The sequence below is a fragment of the Leifsonia sp. McL0627 genome (genome assembly GCF_058244615.1).
On the sequence record NZ_JBZCGM010000006.1, the window covers coordinates 609,323 to 626,667 of the forward strand.

Annotated in this window: 15 protein-coding genes; 7 read left to right on the forward strand and 8 right to left on the reverse strand. The window is 68.8% G+C overall.

Going from position 1 to position 17,345, the window contains the following annotated elements; genetic code table 11:
- Window positions 1-11: 11 nt before the first annotated feature.
- From AC37TH_RS18895 to AC37TH_RS18925, 7 genes are all read left to right on the forward strand, one after another.
- Window positions 12-1,205 (forward strand): ROK family protein, encoded by a 1,194-nt coding sequence (locus tag AC37TH_RS18895; protein WP_490765877.1) that lies wholly within the window; start codon window positions 12-14, stop codon window positions 1,203-1,205.
- Window positions 1,202-2,392, forward strand: coding sequence for a Gfo/Idh/MocA family protein (locus AC37TH_RS18900; RefSeq protein ID WP_490765878.1), 1,191 nt, complete (start codon window positions 1,202-1,204; stop codon window positions 2,390-2,392). Before AC37TH_RS18895 ends, AC37TH_RS18900 begins: the two co-directional genes overlap by 4 nt.
- Before the next feature lie 83 nt (window positions 2,393-2,475).
- Complete coding sequence (locus AC37TH_RS18905) at window positions 2,476-3,741, forward strand: ABC transporter substrate-binding protein (protein ID WP_490765879.1); 1,266 nt, start codon at window positions 2,476-2,478, stop codon at window positions 3,739-3,741.
- Window positions 3,741-4,697, forward strand: a complete 957-nt coding sequence (locus AC37TH_RS18910) for a carbohydrate ABC transporter permease (RefSeq protein ID WP_490765880.1) — start codon at window positions 3,741-3,743, stop codon at window positions 4,695-4,697. Before AC37TH_RS18905 ends, AC37TH_RS18910 begins: the two co-directional genes overlap by 1 nt.
- Complete coding sequence (locus tag AC37TH_RS18915) at window positions 4,690-5,544, forward strand: carbohydrate ABC transporter permease (RefSeq protein WP_490765881.1); 855 nt, start codon at window positions 4,690-4,692, stop codon at window positions 5,542-5,544. The genes AC37TH_RS18910 and AC37TH_RS18915 overlap by 8 nt, the downstream gene beginning before the upstream one ends.
- Window positions 5,545-5,559: 15 nt before the next feature.
- Window positions 5,560-6,609, forward strand: a complete 1,050-nt coding sequence (locus AC37TH_RS18920; RefSeq protein WP_490765882.1) for a Gfo/Idh/MocA family protein — start codon at window positions 5,560-5,562, stop codon at window positions 6,607-6,609.
- Window positions 6,606-7,643 (forward strand): Gfo/Idh/MocA family protein, encoded by a 1,038-nt coding sequence (locus AC37TH_RS18925; RefSeq protein ID WP_490765883.1) that lies wholly within the window; start codon window positions 6,606-6,608, stop codon window positions 7,641-7,643. The genes AC37TH_RS18920 and AC37TH_RS18925 overlap by 4 nt, the downstream gene beginning before the upstream one ends.
- 56 nt (window positions 7,644-7,699) lie before the next feature.
- On the opposite strand, the gene AC37TH_RS18930 is transcribed toward AC37TH_RS18925, so the two are convergent.
- The 8 genes from AC37TH_RS18930 to AC37TH_RS18965 all read right to left on the reverse strand — a co-directional run bounded on the left by AC37TH_RS18930 (window position 7,700) and on the right by AC37TH_RS18965 (window position 17,206).
- Complete coding sequence (locus AC37TH_RS18930; RefSeq protein ID WP_490765884.1) at window positions 7,700-8,566, reverse strand: NAD(P)-dependent oxidoreductase; 867 nt, start codon at window positions 8,564-8,566, stop codon at window positions 7,700-7,702.
- Between the two features lie 114 nt (window positions 8,567-8,680).
- Window positions 8,681-9,757, reverse strand: a complete 1,077-nt coding sequence (locus tag AC37TH_RS18935) for a glycoside hydrolase family 130 protein (RefSeq protein ID WP_490765885.1) — start codon at window positions 9,755-9,757, stop codon at window positions 8,681-8,683.
- Window positions 9,754-10,785 carry a glycoside hydrolase family 130 protein gene (locus AC37TH_RS18940; protein ID WP_490765886.1) on the reverse strand — a complete coding sequence of 344 codons (1,032 nt, stop codon included), beginning with the start codon at window positions 10,783-10,785 and terminating at the stop codon, window positions 9,754-9,756. The genes AC37TH_RS18935 and AC37TH_RS18940 overlap by 4 nt, the downstream gene beginning before the upstream one ends.
- Window positions 10,786-10,849: 64 nt before the next feature.
- Window positions 10,850-11,791, reverse strand: a complete 942-nt coding sequence (locus AC37TH_RS18945) for a carbohydrate ABC transporter permease (RefSeq protein WP_490765887.1) — start codon at window positions 11,789-11,791, stop codon at window positions 10,850-10,852.
- Window positions 11,788-12,771: a carbohydrate ABC transporter permease gene (locus AC37TH_RS18950; RefSeq protein WP_490765888.1), complete on the reverse strand. Its 984-nt coding sequence runs from the start codon at window positions 12,769-12,771 to the stop codon at window positions 11,788-11,790. Before AC37TH_RS18950 ends, AC37TH_RS18945 begins: the two co-directional genes overlap by 4 nt.
- A 4-nt stretch (window positions 12,772-12,775) precedes the next feature.
- Window positions 12,776-14,068, reverse strand: a complete 1,293-nt coding sequence (locus AC37TH_RS18955) for an ABC transporter substrate-binding protein (protein ID WP_490765889.1) — start codon at window positions 14,066-14,068, stop codon at window positions 12,776-12,778.
- 22 nt (window positions 14,069-14,090) lie between these two features.
- The gene (locus tag AC37TH_RS18960) at window positions 14,091-15,116 is read right to left on the reverse strand and encodes a LacI family DNA-binding transcriptional regulator (protein ID WP_490765890.1); all 1,026 of its coding nucleotides are present in this window, start codon (window positions 15,114-15,116) and stop codon (window positions 14,091-14,093) included.
- Window positions 15,113-17,206 (reverse strand): hypothetical protein, encoded by a 2,094-nt coding sequence (locus tag AC37TH_RS18965; protein ID WP_490765891.1) that lies wholly within the window; start codon window positions 17,204-17,206, stop codon window positions 15,113-15,115. The genes AC37TH_RS18960 and AC37TH_RS18965 overlap by 4 nt, the downstream gene beginning before the upstream one ends.
- Window positions 17,207-17,345: the final 139 nt, after the last annotated feature.

Genomic DNA, 17,345 nt, shown 5'->3' on the forward strand with positions numbered 1-17,345 from the left:
AGTTTCGACGAATGGTATTCGGTGGACGCGGCCACGAGCCCGACGCTTCGCGCCAGCGGGCTGCGAACGCCGCACGCTGTGCTCTCGCCCTGCGGGAGAGCGGACGCGGCACCGTCGCGCAGGTCGCTTCTCGCACCGGGCTGTCCAGGCCGACCGTCGAGGTCGCCTTGACCACCATGCGTGAACGCGGCCTGGTCGTCGAGATCGACGAGCACACGCTCGGCGGACGCGGCGCAGGACGCCCCGCCCGCCTCTACGACTTCGCCGCAGACCTCGGCTTCCTCGTCGGCGTCGACATCGGTATCCACCGGATGCGCGTCGCCGTCGCGAATCTCGCCGGTGAAATGGTCGCGTGGGCCGAGCAGGAGGTCGACCCGTCGTACCTCGGGGCGACCAGGATGAGCGTCGTCCTGAAGGTCGTCGCCGACTGCCTCGACAGCAACGGCATCGACAGGTCGCAGCTGATTGCCATGACGGTCGCCGTCTCCGGTCTGGTGGGGGAGGACGGCAGGCTGATCGTCTCCCGCAACTTCCCGGACTGGGAGGGTGTCGACGTCGCCGGCCACCTGCGCGCGGAGTTCGGCTGCGAGGTGGTGGTCGAGAACGACATGCGACTCGCCGCCCTCGCCGAGCACCGGATGGGCGCATCCAGGCTGGTCAACGACTCGGCGTACTTCTTCCTCGGCCACCGCATCTCGATGGGCCTGATCATCGACGGCAAGCTGCGCCGCGGCGCCCACTCCGCCGCCGGCGAGGTCGGTGAGATCGTCTTCTCGATGAAGGTCAGCCCCACCGGTCAGCTCAGCTGGAACTCCGCAGCCACCGGCGAAGAGGTGTTCCGGATGGCCGTGGACGGCGACGAGGGGGCGCGCGAGGAGATCGAGTCGTTCGTCGGCGGCCTCGCCACCGGCATCGCAACGCTCACGATGGCCATCGACCCGGACGTGGTCGTGGTCGGCGGCGGTCTTTCCCGGGCGGGCGAGGCGCTGCTCGAACCGCTGCGCAGGGCGGTGATGCGCGAGATCCGGTTGCCCATCCACCCCACCATCATCCAGTCGGAGCTCGGCGCTGAGTCCGTCGTGCTCGGAGCACTCGCACTCGCTTTCGGCCAGTCGGCCGAGCGGGTGTACGGGACGGCGGACGTGCCGGACCCGGAAATCGACGTGGCGGGGGCGAAAGCCCTCGCAGAGAGGATCGCAGTATGAGTTCGCAGGACACCGGGGCGCCGCTGAGGCTCGCAGTGATCGGGGTGGGTGCGCGGTCGTACATCGCCGCCCACGCGGTCGAATCCGGCGCGGGCGTCGTCGTGGCCGTCGCCGACCCGAGCGAGGCAGCCAGGGCGAGGGGCATTGAGAGCTTCGGCGAGCAGATCACTGCGTTCTCCGACCACCGCCAGCTGATCGCAGCACGGGATGCACACGGTTCCGCCATCGTGGACGCCGCGTTCGTCACGTCTCCCGACCACACGCACGCCGAGATCGCCATCGACCTGCTGAACGCGGGCATCGCCGTCTACCTGGAGAAGCCGCTCGCGATCAGCCTGGAGGACGCGGACGCGATCCTCGCGGCCGCCGCGGAGACCGGCAGCAAGCTGTACGTCGGCCACAACATGCGGCACATGGCGGTCGTCACCCTGATGCGCGACATCATCCGGCGCGGGGACATCGGCGAGGTCAAGGCCGTCTGGTGCCGGCACTTCGTCGGAAACGGCGGCGACTACTACTTCAAGGACTGGCACGCCGAGCGCGCCAAGTCGAACGGGCTGCTGCTGCAGAAGGGCGCGCACGACATCGATATCATCCACTGGCTCGCCGGGGGATACTCCGAGCTGGTCACCGGGATGGGCGGGCTCAGCCTCTACGGCGACATCGCCGACCGGCGCGACAACTCCGACCGCTCGATGCCCGACTGGTTCTCGCTCGACGCCTGGCCGCCGCTCAGCCAGACCGAGCTGAACCCGGTGATCGACGTCGAGGACATCTCGATGGTGAACATGCGCCTCGACAACGGCGTATACGCCTCGTACCAGCAGTGCCACTACACGCCGGACTACTGGCGCAACTACACGGTGATCGGCACCGAGGGCCGGCTGGAGAACTTCGGCGACACCGACGGCGCGATCGTGCGCGTGTGGAACACGCGCACCACCTACGACCCGGTCGGCGACGCCGAATACCGGGTGAACGGAGACGAGCGGGGACACCGGGACGCCGACAGGCTGACGGTCGACGAGTTCGTCCGGTTCGTCAGGGACGGCTCCCGCACGGAGACGTCCGCTGTCGCAGCACGCAACGCGGTGGCGACAGCCGTCGCGGCGACAGACTCCATCCGCGACGGTTCACGGCCCATCGCCGTTCCCGCCGTCGATGCACGCGTGGCCACGCTGGTGTGACCACGGGGAATCCCCGGGCCGACGACCACTGATCGCCGGCCCAGGGTGGCACCACAACAACACTCACATTTCAAGGAGAACCAATGCGAAAAGCTCTACTAGCCGCCGGGGCCGCGGTTGCAGCCGCTGCCCTTCTGGCCGGATGCTCGTCCAACACTGGAAGCAGCTCCGGTGCCACTGCCGATCATAATCTGTCGGCTTCGATCTCCTACGCATACTGGGACGTCAACCAGAAGCCCGCGATGGAGGCGCTGATCAAGGACTTCAACAAGGAGTATCCGAACATCAAGGTGACCTCGCAGATCACCCCGTACCAGAACTACTTCACCAAGCTGCAGACGCAGGGATCGTCGAAGACCCTGCCGGACGTCTTCTGGATGAACGGACCGAACTTCCAGCTGTACGCATCCAATGGGCTGCTGGAGCCGGTCGGCTCGGGCATCGACCCGGCGAACTACCCGAAGGCGCTCGACACGCTGTACAGCTACGAGGGCAAGCAGTTCGGAGCCCCGAAGGACTTCGACACGATCGGCGTCTTCTACAACAAGGCGGTCTTCGACAAGGCGGGCGTCGCGTACCCGACGGCCGACTGGACCTGGGACGAATTCCACCAGAAGGCCAAGCAGATCTCCGACAAGCTGAAGGCCGAGGGCGTCTACGGCGTCGCGAGCGGCCTGAACGGCGGCCAGGAGGTCTACTACAACACGATCCTGCAGGCCGGTGGCGACATCATCTCGTCTGACGGCAAGAAGTCGGGCTACGACTCGGCAGCGGCGATCAAGGGGCTGCAGTTCGTGCGCGACCTCGTCGCCGACGGCTCGTCCCCGACGCCGTCGCAGTTGTCAGACACCCCGCAGGACCAGTGGTTCATCAACAGCAAGTCCGCCATGATCTGGTCCGGCACCTGGCTCAACTCCGAGCTGCTCGCCTCGCCGATCAAGGACACGATCGCCCTCGCACCGCTGCCGAAGGGCGAGAAGCAGGCAACGGTCATCCACGGTCTCGCGAATGTCGTCGCCAAGGACTCCAAGAACCTGGCGGCAGCGCAGGCATTCCAGAACTACCTCGGCGGCAAGCAGGCCGCGCAGACCCAGGCCGAGATGGGCGCGGCGAACCCCGCGTTCAACGGAACCCAGGACGCCTTCGTGAAGACGGCGCCGTGGGACCTGAACATCTTCGAGAAGGCAGCGGCCGACTACGCGTACCCGTACCCGATCTCGAAGAACACGGCGGCGTGGAACAAGGCGGAGAACGACCTGCTGCCCGACGCCTTCTCCGGTAAGCGCCCGGTGGCCGACGTCGCCAAGGAGCTCGCCAAAGAGATGAACGCGGACCTCGCGAAAGAGTAATGTCCATCTCCACCGCAACCCAGGAGGCGGGCGTCGTGACCACGGCGCCCGCCACCCGGCCGGCCGCACCGCGCAAGCGACGCACCGACCGGAAGGAATGGCTGTGGGCGGCGCTGTTCGTCGGCCCGCTGCTGTTCGGCGTCCTCGTCTTCTACATCTGGCCGATCCTCCGCAACGCCTACTTCAGCTTCACCACGTGGGGCGTCTTCGGCGGTGCGACGTGGAGCGGCCTGGCGAACTACCAGGCGATGCTGGCCGACCCGTCGTTCTGGCGGTCCATCCTCAACACGCTGGTCTACATCGGCTTCCTGCTCATCGGCATCCCGCTCGCCGTGGTCTTCGCGGCCCTGATGAACCGGCCGGGGCTGCGCTTCGCCACCCTGTACCGCACCGCGTTCTTCCTGCCGTACGTCGCCATGCCCGCCGCCGTCGCGATGGTCTGGCGGATCATCTTCAACGGTGACTTCGGCGTCATCAACTACACGTTGTCGCTGATCGGCATCAAGGGGCCGAACTGGCTCTCGACCGAGTGGTTCGCGCTGCTCGCCGTCGGCCTGGTCGGCATGTGGATCTCGCTCGGCTTCAACCTGATCGTGCTCTCGGCCGGGATGAAGGGCATCCCGCCGGAGATGTACGAGGCGTCGTCGCTCGACGGTGCGAGCAGGATGCGTCAGTTCTTCTCGATCACGGTGCCGCTGCTCAGCCCGTCGATCTTCTTCGTCTCGGTGATGACCGTGATCACCGGATTCCAGCTGTTCGACCTGCTGTACGCCCTGATGGGCACGCAGAACCCTGCGATCAACGAGACCCAGTCGATGGTGTACCTGTTCTTCGCGCACCAGCAGACCGGCGACAACGGATACGCGGCCGCCGTCGGCATGGCCATCCTGCTGCTCGTCGGCGTGTTCACGATCATCCAGTTCCGGATGCAGAAGAAGTGGGTGACCTATGTCTAGCTCGGTCGTCGTCGGCTCCAAGACGGGCCGCGCACGCCTCGGGACGAGCCTGACCCATGTGGTGCTGATCGTCGGCTCCATCGTGATGGTCTTCCCGTTCCTCTGGCAGATCCTGATGTCGCTGTCCACCAACGCGCAGGTCACGTCGGTGCCGCCGTCGGTGTGGCCTGGCACCCTGCACTGGGAGAACTTCGCGCACGTCTTCGACCAGCTGCCGTTCCTCAACCAGCTCTGGGTGTCCGTCGCCGTCACGGTGATCCGCACGGTGGGCCAGCTGCTGCTCTGCTCGATGGCCGGCTACGCGTTCGCCAGGATGTCGTTCCCGTTCAAGCGGACGATCTTCGCCCTGGTGCTCGCGATCCTGATGGTGCCGCCGCAGGTGTACCTGCTGCCGCAGTACCAGATCGTGCAGGGGCTCGGCTGGCTGAACACGATCGCGGGCATCGCCGCCCCCGGCATCTTCAGCGCGTTCGGCACCTTCCTGATGCGGCAGTTCTTCATGGGACTGCCGGACGAACTGGCCGAGGCGGCCAGGCTCGACGGCGCGAACCACTTCCAGACTTTCTGGAAGGTGATGCTGCCGCTCGCGAAGCCCGGCCTGTCCGCCCTCGCGATCATCACCGTGCTCGCGTCGTGGAACGACCTGCTCTGGCCGCTCATCGTCGCGACGGACTCGACCCAGATGCCGCTCTCGGCGGGTATCGCCACGCTCACCAGCCAGCGGTCGATCCCCGACTACCCGCTCCTGCTCGCCGCCAGCCTCCTCGCCATGGCGCCGGTGCTCATCCTGTTCCTGATCATGCAGAAGCGCGTCATCGACGGCATCGCATTCTCCGGCCTGAAGTAGAAAGTAAAGAACCACGTGAAAACTCTCCGAGTCGGCCTCATCGGCGCCGGCGGGATCTCCCAGGTGCACGCGACCGGATGGGCGGCACTGGAGGTGCCGGTCACCGTCTACTCCCACGAGGGCGCGGAGGCGCTGGCCGCCGAGTACAGCTTCGCCGTCGCCCCCGACCTGGACTCGCTGCTCGCGGCGAGCGACATCGTCGACATCGTCACGTCGAGCAGCAGCCACAAAGAGCTGGCGCTGGCCGCCATCGCCGCCGGCAAGCACGTCATCTGCGAGAAGCCGCTCTCGGTGACCGCTGCGGAGGCGCGCGAAATCGCCGACGCGGCGGAGGCGGCGGGCGTGCGGCTGTTCCCCGCCCACGTCGTGCGCTTCTTCCCCGAGTACGCCGAGGTCAAGCGGCAGGTGGACGGCGGCAGGATCGGCGAACCGGCTGTGCTGCGCTTCGTGCGAGGAGGCCAGGCCCCACGGGCGGGATCGTGGTTCTTCGACGAGAACGCGGGGGGAGGGATCATCCTCGACCAGATGATCCACGACCTCGACCAGGCCCGCTGGCTCGCCGGCGAGGTGACCCAGGTGTATGCGGTGCAGAGCCCGGCGAGCGTCGACGGCATCGTGCCCGGCATCGTCACGGCGCACGTCACCCTCAGCCACGCGGGTGGCGCGATCAGCCACGTGCAGGGCACTTGGGGACCGGAGGGCACGGTGTTCCGCACGAGCACCGACGTCGCTGGGACGCGCGGAACGCTCGCGATCGACTCGCGCACGAACACGGCGAGCACGCTCGACTTCCCGGCCGGAGCCTCCGGAGACGGCTACCTGCCGCCCGCCACCACCGCGGTCAGCCCGTACACCCGGCAGCTCGCCGCCTTCCTGCGGGCGATCGCCGACGACACCGACGCGGTGGTGTCGGCGGAGGACGGCATCCGCGCCGTCGCCATCGCGGAGGCCGCAGCAGAATCGCTCCGCACCGGACGCGCGGTCGACCTCGACCCCGCGACCGGGCTCGCCACCAACGCCGCATACACAGAGAGCGTCGTATTCACAGAAAGCGTCGGGGCATGACCGGCGGAACAGGAGTGACCGTGACCCGCCCGCTGAAGATCGCCGTGCTGTCGTTCGCCCACACGCATGCGATCGGCTACTGCCGGCTCCTCGCGGACCGTGATGACATCGACCTGATCGTGACCGACCCTGACGGGGCCGCCGCACCGGATGCCGCGCTTCGTGGGGAGGCGCTCGCCGCATCCCTCGGGGTCACGTACGTCGAGTCGTACGAGGCGGCGCTCGCCTGGGGTCCGGACGCCGTGATCGTGACGGCGGAGAACGCCAGGCACCGCGGGCTGGTCGAGGCCGCCGCCGCTGCCGGTGCGCACATCCTGTGCGAGAAGCCGCTCGCGACCACGGTCGAGGACGGCCGCGCGATGCTCCACGCCGCCGAGCGTGCCGGCGTCACGCTGATGACCGCCTATCCGGTGCGCTTCGCGCCGTCGTTCGTGGATGCGCGGGAGCGCGTTCGTGCCGGGCAGCTCGGCGAGATCGTCGGCATCCGCGGCACCAACAACGGCAAGCTGCCGTCGGACCGCGCCTGGTTCACCGACCCGGAGCTCGCGGGAGGCGGCGCGCTCGTCGACCACGTCGTGCACTGTGCAGACCTGCTGGACGACCTGCTCGGCGAGCTGCCGACGACGGTGCGCGCGGTCTCGAACCGCCTGCTGCACGGCTCCGACGCGCTGCGGGTGGAGACCGGCGGACTGGTCACGGCGACATACCCGAGCGGCATCGTCGCGACGATCGACTGCTCCTGGACCGTGCCGGAGAACGCGCCGACCTGGGGTGGCCTCACACTGCAGATCACCGGGACCAAGGGCAACGTCACCGTCGCGCCGTTCGCGCCGCACGTCGCGGGGCAGACCGTCGACGGCCAGGTCTGGGAGGGTGTCGGCGACAACCTCGACGAGCTGATGCTGGCCGAGTTCGTCGACGCCGTGCGCACCGGCCGCGCGGCCGTCCCGGACGGCCAGGTCGGCCTGCGCACGCTGCGCGTGGCCGACGCCGCGCGCCGCTCCGCCGCCGACGGCCAGCCCGTCACCCTGTAGCCGGCCCCTCCCTCACGCCTATCGAGTGGTCCCGAATCGCCGCGCGGCTTTCCGCGCTACGGCAATTCGGGACCACTCGCTGTGCGTTTGGCGGCGATGACGGAGAAGTCCTGCTCGCCGTGGCCGGAGGCGACGGCCTCCTCCAGCGAAGCGGAGACCAGGGCGATTGCGGGGAGGGGGTCGTCGGAGGTCTCCAGCATGAGGCGGGTGTCCTTCGCGAGGAGGGCCGCCGAGAACTGGGTGTCGTCGAAGTCGCCGGAGGTGACCGTCGCGCCCTTCATTGCCGCGATCGGCGCGAGCGCCGTGATCCCGAGCGTGTCGAGCACCTGCTCGGCGCTCAGGCCGCCGGACCCGCCGAGCCGGAGCGCTTCCACCAACCCCTCGAACGTGACGGCGAGGGCGAGGTTCGCCACGAGCTTGCCGGTGGCCGCCTGCGCGGCCGTGTCGAGCATCCGGAGCTTGTTGGGGTCGGCCCAAAGTGCGACGACGGTGCGCGCCTTCCTGGCCGCGTCGTGCTCTCCGCCGATCAGGACGCCGAGGGCGGCAGCCCGTGCGGGCGCGAGCGAGCCGATCACGGGCGAGTGCACATAGCTCATGCTGGCGCCGCTCGCCCAGGAGGCGAACGAGGCGGCGTCTGCGGGGGAGACGGTCGTGACGTCGATCCACACCGCTCCGGATGCGAACGGCAGTTCGCCGTCGACGATCACCTCGCGCACGGCGTCCGGCCCGAACAGTGCGGAGACGACGATCTCCGCGCCGTCGACGGCCTCGGCGGCGGACGCCGCGACCTGCGCGCCGCGCCGGCCCATGGCCTGCGCGGGCTCCGGCGAGCGATTCCACACCGTCACGCGGTGGCCGGCGTCGATGAGGTGGGGGACGAGCTCCCGGCCCATGCGGCCGAGCCCGAGGAATGCGATGTTCATACGTCCACTCTGCGCCGCCCGGAGCGCCGAGGGAAGCCCGCCACCCCGAACGAGTGGTCCCGAATTGCCGTGCGGGAAGATTCCGCACGGCAATTCGGGACCACTCGATCCCCGTCAGCTGTCCTGAGTGCGGCGGAGGAGGCGGGCGACGCCGATCTTGGAGTCGGCCATCCCGTAGAAGACGAAACGCTGACCGTCGATCTCCTCGATCGCGGTCGGGAAGACGACGTTCGGCACGATTCCGCTGCGCTCGTCCTCGGTCTCCGCAGCGAGCAGGGGAGCGTCTGTGCGGTCGAGCACCTTCCACGGCTCGTCGCCGTCGAGGATCATCGCGCCCGCTCCGTAGTTGACGTTCTGCTGCTGGGCCAGCGAGTTGACGATCACGCCGGTGACGCCGTGGTGAAGCAGCAGCCAGCCTTCTGGCACGCGGATCGGCGCCGGACCTGCCCCGATCTTCAGCTCCTCGAAGGGATGCTCCGGCCCGGCCAGGAACCGGTTGCCGCGCCACCGGGCGAGCTCGCGGCGGTCGGCCAGCACGGCGTCCAGCGGGAGGAACGCGATCCAGATGCTCGGGCGCGGGTCCGGCACGGTGGCGGGCGGCCGGTTGCCCTCGCCCGGCCGCACCTCGCCGAGTTCCCAGACCGGGCGGTGCAGCACGGCGAGGCAGAGCCGGCCGTCCGGCGCCGTCACGGGCTCGGGGAAGAACACCGTGTCTTTGTTGTGGTAGAGCCCGAGGTCCACCCCGAGCGCGTCGTCGTACTCGAACGTCACCGGCCCGAGCCGCTGCCAGTCGCGCAGGTCTTCGGAGACCGCGACGGCCGTCCGCGGGCCGAGCGGACCGAACGCCACGTAGGTCATCACGTGCAGCCCCAGGCTCGGGATGAACGTGACGCGCGGGTCCTCGACCCCGGCGTTGTTCGCGCCGGACTCCCACTCGCGCTCTGGTTCCAGCACGACGGCCTCGCGGGTGACGCCGACCGGCACACCGTCCTCCAGCTCCACGCGGGCGAGCCCGACGCGGGACACGTTGCCGTCGGCGACGAGCCTCGGCAGCAGGTACAGGGTGCCGTCCGGGGTGTGGCCGGTGGCCGGGTTCAGCACCCCTTCGGTCTCCAGCGGGTTGCCGGGCTCCGGGGTCATGATCACGCCTGCTCTGCTGAGGGCGTATGGGAAGTCGTCGGGGGAGCTCATGCTTCCTCCTCTGCTGCTGGTCGGTCGGTGGTTCGGTAGAAGTACATCTCGCGGGAGCCGGGCGGGGCGTCCCAGCCCTGGGCGAACGTCCAGTCGCCGTCGAGCTTCTGCAGGCCGCCCCAGGCGAGCGATCCTCCGCGGTTCACGGCGAGCTGCGTGTACGGGTCGGACGGGGAGTAGAGCGCCTGGGCGGCGGCGAAGTCGCCGTTCTCGTCGGCGTAGAAGAAGTCCAGGACGAGGTCGTCCCCGTCCACCACCGCGCAGGCCACCTCGTGCAGCGAGCCGCCGAGCGGCGTCAGGTCGAGGTAGGGCTGCTCGGCGAACGTCCAGTGCACGAGGTCGTCGGAGTGGCCGACCATCGGGCGGCCTCCGCAGCCCTCGGAGAGGAACATCAGGTACTCGCCGCCGATCCGCACGGCGGCGCCCCGCGCATCCCGGGGCACCACCGCGCCTTTCGCCCAGTCCTGCGAGACATCGAGCGGCACGGCGAGCCCGCGCTTCTCCCACGTCTCGAGGTCGGCGGAGGTGGCGACCATGATGTCGCATGCGACCTCGCCTGCTGCCGTGCGCCTGATCGCGTTGTAGAACAGCACGTACCCGCCGTCGACCGCGTAGACCTTGGGGTCTTCGCAGCCGAGCGCCTCGTTCTCCAGGGTCGGGTAGATCACCGGGTTGGCCGGCGAGTCGACCCAGACCCCTCCGGAGCGGACCGCGTGGCCGATGCGGCTGGCCGTCGACTCCTTGCGCGGCGACGCGCGGTAGAACAGGTGCAGCTCCCCGTCGCGCTCGATCACGGTGGGGTTGAAGATCGAGTCGCTGGTCCAGCCGATGCCGGTGGGATCGTGCCACTGGCCGTCGAGCCGGAAGGTGAGCGACGCATCCCGGGCGAACGGTCCGATCGCCCACGATGGATGCGCGGGGTACGCGGCAGAGAACTGGTCGGTCGAGATGCGGTCGGTGAGCGCATTGGTGTGCGTGAGGGCCTCGGCGAGGCTGGCACGGAGGTCGTCGGTGTCGACGGCTTTCACGGGATGGATCTCCTTGGTCGGAAAGGGGATGGGCGGGTGGAACAGGCGAGGCGGCCGCCGGGTGTCAGCCCTTCACGCCGGACCCGATGTCCGTCGAGGTGAAGTACCGCTGGAACACGATGAACAGCACCACCACGGGCGCAGCGAGCACGACGGCTCCGGCGAGGATCGCGCCGTACGGGTTCGTGGTCGACGCCGCGACGGTGCTGATGTAGTTCGCCAGCGAGACCGCGAGCGGCTGCATCGTCTGCTCCTTGGTGATCAGGAACGGCCAGAGGAACTCGTTCCACGGCCCGATGAAGGTCAGCAGCAGCACTGTCACGAGCGCCGGGCGCACCAGCGGGAGGGCAACCCGTCGCAGGATCATGAACTCGCCGGCTCCGTCGATCCTGGCGGCGTCGAACAGCTCCTTCGGGATCTGCAGGAAGTACTGCCGGAAGATCAGCACCGCCGTCGAGTTGATGGCGAACGGCAGGATCATCCCGAGATAGTTGTCCGCGAGACCGTAGTTGCGTGCAATGAGCACGTAGAGCGGCACCATCAGCAGCTGGAACGGCACCACCTGCACGAGCAGTGCGAGCGCGAACGTCACGCCGCGACCCCGCCACTGCAGGATGGAGAGCGCGTAGCCCGCGAGCAGCCCGAATACCACGGTGCACAGCAGCACGCCGCCGGTGAAGATGCCCGAGCTGGCGAGCCCGCTCCACAGGTTGATGCGCGAGTTGATGTTGACGTAGTTGTTCAGCGTCAGGTTGCCCGGCGTCGGGAAGGCGCCGGCGACGGTCGTGTCCGGGGACGCCTGCAGCGATCCGACGACCATGTAATAGAAGGGGAACAGGAACGCGATCGCGCCGATGGTGAGCACGACGCCCTGCAGGATCGCCTGCCCGCGGCTGAGTTGTCGCGGCGACGACAGGTCGGCCTTGCGGCGCTTGCGTGCCGCCCTGCCGGACGGCGCCGGTGTCGCGGGGGTGGCCGGTGTGCCCGGCGTTGCTGTCGTGGTCATGAGTCTCGGTCTCCCGCGAATCGGTTCTGCAAGAAAGCGATGATGAGCACGAGCACCACCAGGACGATGCCGATGGCGGCCGCGTATCCGGGGTGGCCCTGCTGGATGCCCTGCTGATAGATCAGCAGCACCGGGGAGGTGGATGCGCCGTTCGGCCCACCGCCTCCTGTCAGCAGATACGGCTCTGTGAACAGGTTCGCTCCGACGATGGTCGACAGCAGCAGCACCAGGACGGTCGCCGGGCGCACCCCGGGGACGGTCACCGAGAAGAACTGCCGGACGCGGCCTGCTCCGTCGGTCGACGCGGACTCGTAGAGCTCGGTCGGCACGTTCTGGAGCGCGGCCAGGTAGAGCAGGATGTAGAAGCCGAGCTGCTTCCAGGTGACGTAGATCGCGATCATCGGCATCGCGAGGGTCGGGTTCACGAACCAGCTGGGGTTCGGGGCCAGCGGACCGAGGATCTGGTTGACCAGGCCGTCCTGATTGAACAGGAACAGCCAGACACCGATGATCGCGACGGACGCCGTGACGTACGGCACGTAGTAGCTGACCCTCAGGAACGTTCGAAACCGCTTGATGCTGTTCAGGCCGCTCGCCAGCACGATGCTGAGGACGACCGTCAACGGCACGTTGATCACCAGGAAGATGCCGACGTTCGCGAACGACTGCAGCACGGCCGGGTCGGTGAACGCGTTGACGTAGTTGTCGAGGCCGACGAACGGACGATCGACGGTCGCTCCTGGGGCCGCGAAGAAGTAGTCGAAGAACGACATGTAGATCGCGAACAGCAGGGGATACGCGAAGATCACGATCACGAACACCAGATACGGTGCACTGAACAGCCAGCCGAGCGGGTTGCGTCCGAAGATGCGCTGCAGCAGCGGCTTTCTGGCCTGGTTCGGGCTGCGCCCGCCGGGGCGCCGCCCGGCGGCGGGGGCGTCGCCGCCCCCGGCCGCCCGGGTGGTTCGGATGGTGGACATGTCGCTACTTCTGCGTCTGCAGCTTGGTGATCTTGTCGGCTGCCGTCTTGAACGCGTCGTCCACGGTGCCGGACCCCGAGATCACGGACTTGGTGTACGCATCCCGGAGCGCCTGCAGCTGCGCGACGGTGTTCGGACCGGACGGGTCGTCGACCGTGCGGGCGGACTGGGCGCCGAACTCCTTGTACGCCGGGTGGGCGGTGAAGTAGTCGGCGTAGACCGAGGCGAGGTTGTCACGGATCGGCATCTGGCCGGTGACGTTCAGGAGCTTGTTGTCCTGGTCCTTGCTCGTGGCGTACTTGAGGACATCCCACGCCGTGCCCTGGTTCTTGCACGAGGTGTACATGCCGACGTTCTTCGCGTCGGGGAAGGTGTACGTCTTGTCGGCCGCGATGCCGTCCTTGGTCGGGACGGGCACCGAGCCCCACTTCACCTTGTCTCCGTAGTACGCGATGGCCCACGGGCCGACGATGGCCATCGCCGCCTTGCCCTCGGCGAACGCGTCACCCTGGAACTGCTCCTTGCCCGCGAGGCCGTCGGAGTAGACCTGCTTCCAGAAGTTCGCGACGTCCAGGCCGTCCTGGCTGTCGATCGTGGCCTTGCCGTTCTCGATCAGCCCCTTGCCTCCGGTCTGCGCTGCCAGCAGCGGCAGGTAGTCGAAGTTCGGCTGGAAGAACTCGCTCGTCGGCGCCGGGTAGATGGCGTACTGCGCTGCCCCGCTGGCGGTGACCTTCTTGGCCGCGTCGAGGAACGACGCGTACGTGGACAGGTCGGGGTTGTTCGGGTCGAGACCGGCTTTGGCGAAGATGTCCTTGTTGTAGAAGATCATCACCGGGTTCTGCTTCCACGGCATCTGGTAAAAGTCGCCGTTCGGGGACTTGTACTGGTCGGCCGCGCTTCCGCTGCGGGCCTGGATGTACGAGTTGCCGTCGGAGAACTTCGACAGGTCGACGAGGCCGCCCTGCTTCTCGAACTGGCCGGTGACGGCCGGCAGGTTGTTGAACACCAGGCAGGGCGTCGTGCCCGCCGTGATGGCGGCGCCCAGCACCTCCTCGGTGCTCTTACCGGCGGGAACCTCCTGCGCCTTGATGGTCTCCTTCGGATGCGCCGAGTTCCAGGAGGCGACCATCGCCTTGCCCCACTGCACCTCCTGCGCATTGTTGGAGTACCAGATGGTGATGGGTCCGTGCGCCTTCATGGCGTCGCTGGAGCCGCCTCCACTGGAGCCGCAGGCCGCGAGAGCGCCCGCGAGGGCTCCGGCCATGACGATACTGACGAATATCCTGCGTCGTTGCATGCTGTTCTTTCCTTCGTGTGGATCAGTCGCCGGCGGGCGCCGCGGTGGACGCTCGCACGACGAGCCGTGCAGGGGGCAGGGCGACGTCGGCCGGTTCGCCGTTCTCCACCAGCCGCAGCAATGCGGTGGCGGCGGCGATGCCCCATCCGGTCGGGTCGTTGTCGAGGGTGGTCAAGGAGGGGTACACATACGTCCCGATCTGCGAGCCGTCGAGGCCGGTGATCGAGAGATCGTGGGGGAGCCGGAGGCCCCGTTCGTGCGCGACGCCCATCCCGGCGATGGCCATCGGGTCGTTGCCGTAGATGATCGCGGTCGGGCGGTCGGCGGGGTCGGCGCTGTCGAGCAGTGCCTTAGTGGCCTCTGCGCCCTGCTCGGGAGAGAAGTCCGTGGCGACGACGACGGGGTCGAGTCCCGCGGCGCGCATCGCGTGCTCGTAGCGCTCGCGGCGTTTCCGGCCGTGCAGCATCCGCTCGTCGCCGGAGACGTGCACGATTCTGCGGTGCCCGAGCCCGACCAGGTGGGCGACGAGCTCGTCGATGCCGGCGTCGTAGTCGCGGGTGATGACGGGGAACGGCGTGCCGGTGGTCGGCTGGCCGAGCGAGACCGCCTGCATCCCGAGCCCGTCGATGAGCGGGATGCGCGCGTCGTCGTCGAGCAGGTCGGTGAGCAGGAATCCGTCGACACGTTTGTCGGCGGCGAGCCGGGAGTACGCCCGCGACTCCGCCTCCTCGTCCGGCACGACGGTGAGCACGAGCACCTGGCCGCGCTCGGAGAGCACCGTCTCGACGCCCGCGATGAACGCGGCGAAGAACGGGTCGACCTCGATGGTGCGCGGGTCGCGCCGCAGGATCAGGCCGAGGGCGTACGCGCGCTTGGTGCTGAGCCCCCTGGCGCTCGGGTTCGGGCTCCAGCCCAGCTCGCGGGCCGCTTCCAGGATGCGGTCGCGCGTCTCCGGGGCGACCCCGCGGCGGTCGTTCAGCGCGAGGGAGACGAGTCCCTTGCTGACGCCCGCCGCGCGGGCGACATCGTTGATCGTGACCGGACTCATCGCGGAACCACCGTGGTGAACCCGCCGGCCTCGACCACGACGATCGCGTGGCCGCCGAGCTTGGCGGGGGAGCCGACCTGGCGTCCCGTCTTGTCGAATCTGGTCACCGTGACGGGACCTGTGCCGTCGATCTTCTTCAGCGTCGGCAGCTTCGTTCCGTTCACGTACACGTCGAGACCAGTGGATGCTCCGGCCAGCCCCAGGTGCGAGACCACCGGCTGCACGAGCACGGCGTCGATGCTCGCGGTCCCGCCGACCCGCGCCGTGATGGTGCTGACAGCCGGCAGGACGGGGATCGGCAGGGTCTGCGGCTTGAGGTACACGGTGGTCGGCGCGATGCCCTGGGCGCCGGACGCGGCGTTGGCGGTCGTCCCGATCGGCAGGGTGATCTTTCCAGCGGTGGCGGTCCAGATGGTCTTCCCCGCTCCGCCGGAGCCGAGGTCGGCGATCGGCAGGATGGTCGCGGCCGGGTGCCCGGCCGGAAGCGTCAGCGTGATCGTGTCTCCCGCCTTCGCGGCGACGTACTTGCCGCCCGACCAGTTGGCCGACCCGGTCCACGCCGACGGCGGGGTGACGACGGTCGCCGAACCGGTCAGCGCCCCGCTCTCCGCCTCGACGACCGTGAGGCCGTCCGTGGCGGTGGTGCGGGTGAGGGCCGTGGCCTGTGCTGCGACAGCGGGATGCGCATCCAGTGCCAGCATGGACAGCTCGGTGTGGATGACGGACTCGGCGCCGCAGTTGCGGTTGACGGTCTTGTCGGCGTTGATGCCGTCGACGCACACGCCGGTCGCCGGGTCGTAGACCGGGACGCCGGCCGGGTTGGCGCCGAAGTACCAGGCGGCCTGCGCTGAGGCCAGCTGCGTGAGCCCGGAGGCGCCGGTCGCGTCGGCGACGGAGAGCAGGCCCTCCAGCCGGGAGTCGACGCCGTACGCGATCTGCGTGGTGTCGGCGGGCGTCGGGGTCCAGCCGTTGTCCGGGCCTCCGGAGGCGAGGAGCTGAGCGGTGAACTGTGCGGCGTCCGTCGCCGCGGTCGACTGCAGATCCGAGCGGCCGAGCACGGTCGCCGCGCGGGAAAGGGCAGCAGGTTCCATCCCGCCCCAGGCGTGCCAGAAGGTGGGGGAGTTGGCCTCGGGCAGCAGCGCGCCGAACGGCCACTGGCCTGTACCGCCGCTGGCGAGCTTCGCGATTCCCTCCGAATACCGGCTGAGCGCGGTAGCTGCGGCCCGGTCGTCCGGCGCCGCCTTCACGTACGCACTCAGTCCGAGCACGGCCTCCGAGGTGGCACTCGCGCTTCCGACGATCAGCCAGGCGGGCACCGTGACGCCGTTGGCCTGCTCCGTCGCGCCGTATTTCGACAGCGACTGGCGCTGCAGGGCGGCGATGGAAAGGTCCATCCGGTCTTTGAGGAACGAGGCGAAGGCGGGGTCGGCGGCCTTGAAGCCTGCGTAGCCCTCCCCGAGCGCCCAGACGGTGCGCGCCAGCCAGAACGACTCGGCCGAGTCGCTCGGGTTGGGCAGCTCGACCGGGATGGCCGACGGGTTCAGGGTGCCGTCCGACTGCTGCCAGAGCACCACGCCACCGGCGTTCGGCCCCGATGTGGTCTGGAGGTAGGTGAGTGAGCGCAGCAGCTCGTAGGCGGACTGCTTGCTGCTGGCCGTCCCGTTCTGCGCCCAGTCGCGCAGGTAGACGACGGCGGCGCGGGAGATGTCGTCCGCGTCGAACGCGCCCTGGGCGTACCAGCCCTTGGCCGCATCCGTGATGGGGCCGCCGCCGACGTGCGTGAAGGAGCCGTCGGCGTTGCGGTTCGCGTACACCCAGGGTGCACGGGCGGTCGGCTCCTCCGCCTGGCGGTATGTGGTGTGACCGGCGACGCCGGAGAGCAGCGGGACGTCGGCCTGCAGCCAGTCGAGGTGCGCGAGGTTCGTCAGTTTGGCCGGGGCTGGAGCCGCGGCGGGAGCTGCGGCCGGGGCGGCGGCGGGAGCGGCTGCGACCGCATCCACCGTCGCTGCGTTGGCGGGAACGGCACCCGCCGTCACCGCGACAGCCGTGCCGAGAAGCAGGCCGATGAACGCCTTTCGGCGTCCCGTCACACGGGGATTTTCGAGGTCTCGCATCATTGCGTCCTTTGCGTCTAAACCGGTTTAGGTTAACGTAGGCGCGTTTTCAGGGGTTGTCAACGGGAGGGGGCGCGACCAGACTGGCGAGACCGGACAGCATGCGACCGAGGGA

What these genes read in the sequence shown, in the direction of transcription:
- AC37TH_RS18930 (WP_490765884.1), bottom strand. Translation starts at nt 8,566, where the DNA reads ATGAACATCGCATTCCTCGGGCTCGGCCGCATGGGCCGGGAGCTCGTC.
- AC37TH_RS18935 (WP_490765885.1), bottom strand. Translation starts at nt 9,757, where the DNA reads ATGAGCTCCCCCGACGACTTCCCATACGCCCTCAGCAGAGCAGGCGTG.
- AC37TH_RS18915 (WP_490765881.1), top strand. Translation starts at nt 4,690, where the DNA reads ATGTCTAGCTCGGTCGTCGTCGGCTCCAAGACGGGCCGCGCACGCCTC.
- AC37TH_RS18960 (WP_490765890.1), bottom strand. Translation starts at nt 15,116, where the DNA reads ATGAGTCCGGTCACGATCAACGATGTCGCCCGCGCGGCGGGCGTCAGC.
- AC37TH_RS18905 (WP_490765879.1), top strand. Translation starts at nt 2,476, where the DNA reads ATGCGAAAAGCTCTACTAGCCGCCGGGGCCGCGGTTGCAGCCGCTGCC.
- AC37TH_RS18900 (WP_490765878.1), top strand. Translation starts at nt 1,202, where the DNA reads ATGAGTTCGCAGGACACCGGGGCGCCGCTGAGGCTCGCAGTGATCGGG.
- AC37TH_RS18950 (WP_490765888.1), bottom strand. Translation starts at nt 12,771, where the DNA reads ATGTCCACCATCCGAACCACCCGGGCGGCCGGGGGCGGCGACGCCCCC.
- AC37TH_RS18925 (WP_490765883.1), top strand. Translation starts at nt 6,606, where the DNA reads ATGACCGGCGGAACAGGAGTGACCGTGACCCGCCCGCTGAAGATCGCC.
- AC37TH_RS18895 (WP_490765877.1), top strand. Translation starts at nt 12, where the DNA reads ATGGTATTCGGTGGACGCGGCCACGAGCCCGACGCTTCGCGCCAGCGG.
- AC37TH_RS18945 (WP_490765887.1), bottom strand. Translation starts at nt 11,791, where the DNA reads ATGACCACGACAGCAACGCCGGGCACACCGGCCACCCCCGCGACACCG.
- AC37TH_RS18910 (WP_490765880.1), top strand. Translation starts at nt 3,741, where the DNA reads ATGTCCATCTCCACCGCAACCCAGGAGGCGGGCGTCGTGACCACGGCG.
- AC37TH_RS18955 (WP_490765889.1), bottom strand. Translation starts at nt 14,068, where the DNA reads ATGCAACGACGCAGGATATTCGTCAGTATCGTCATGGCCGGAGCCCTC.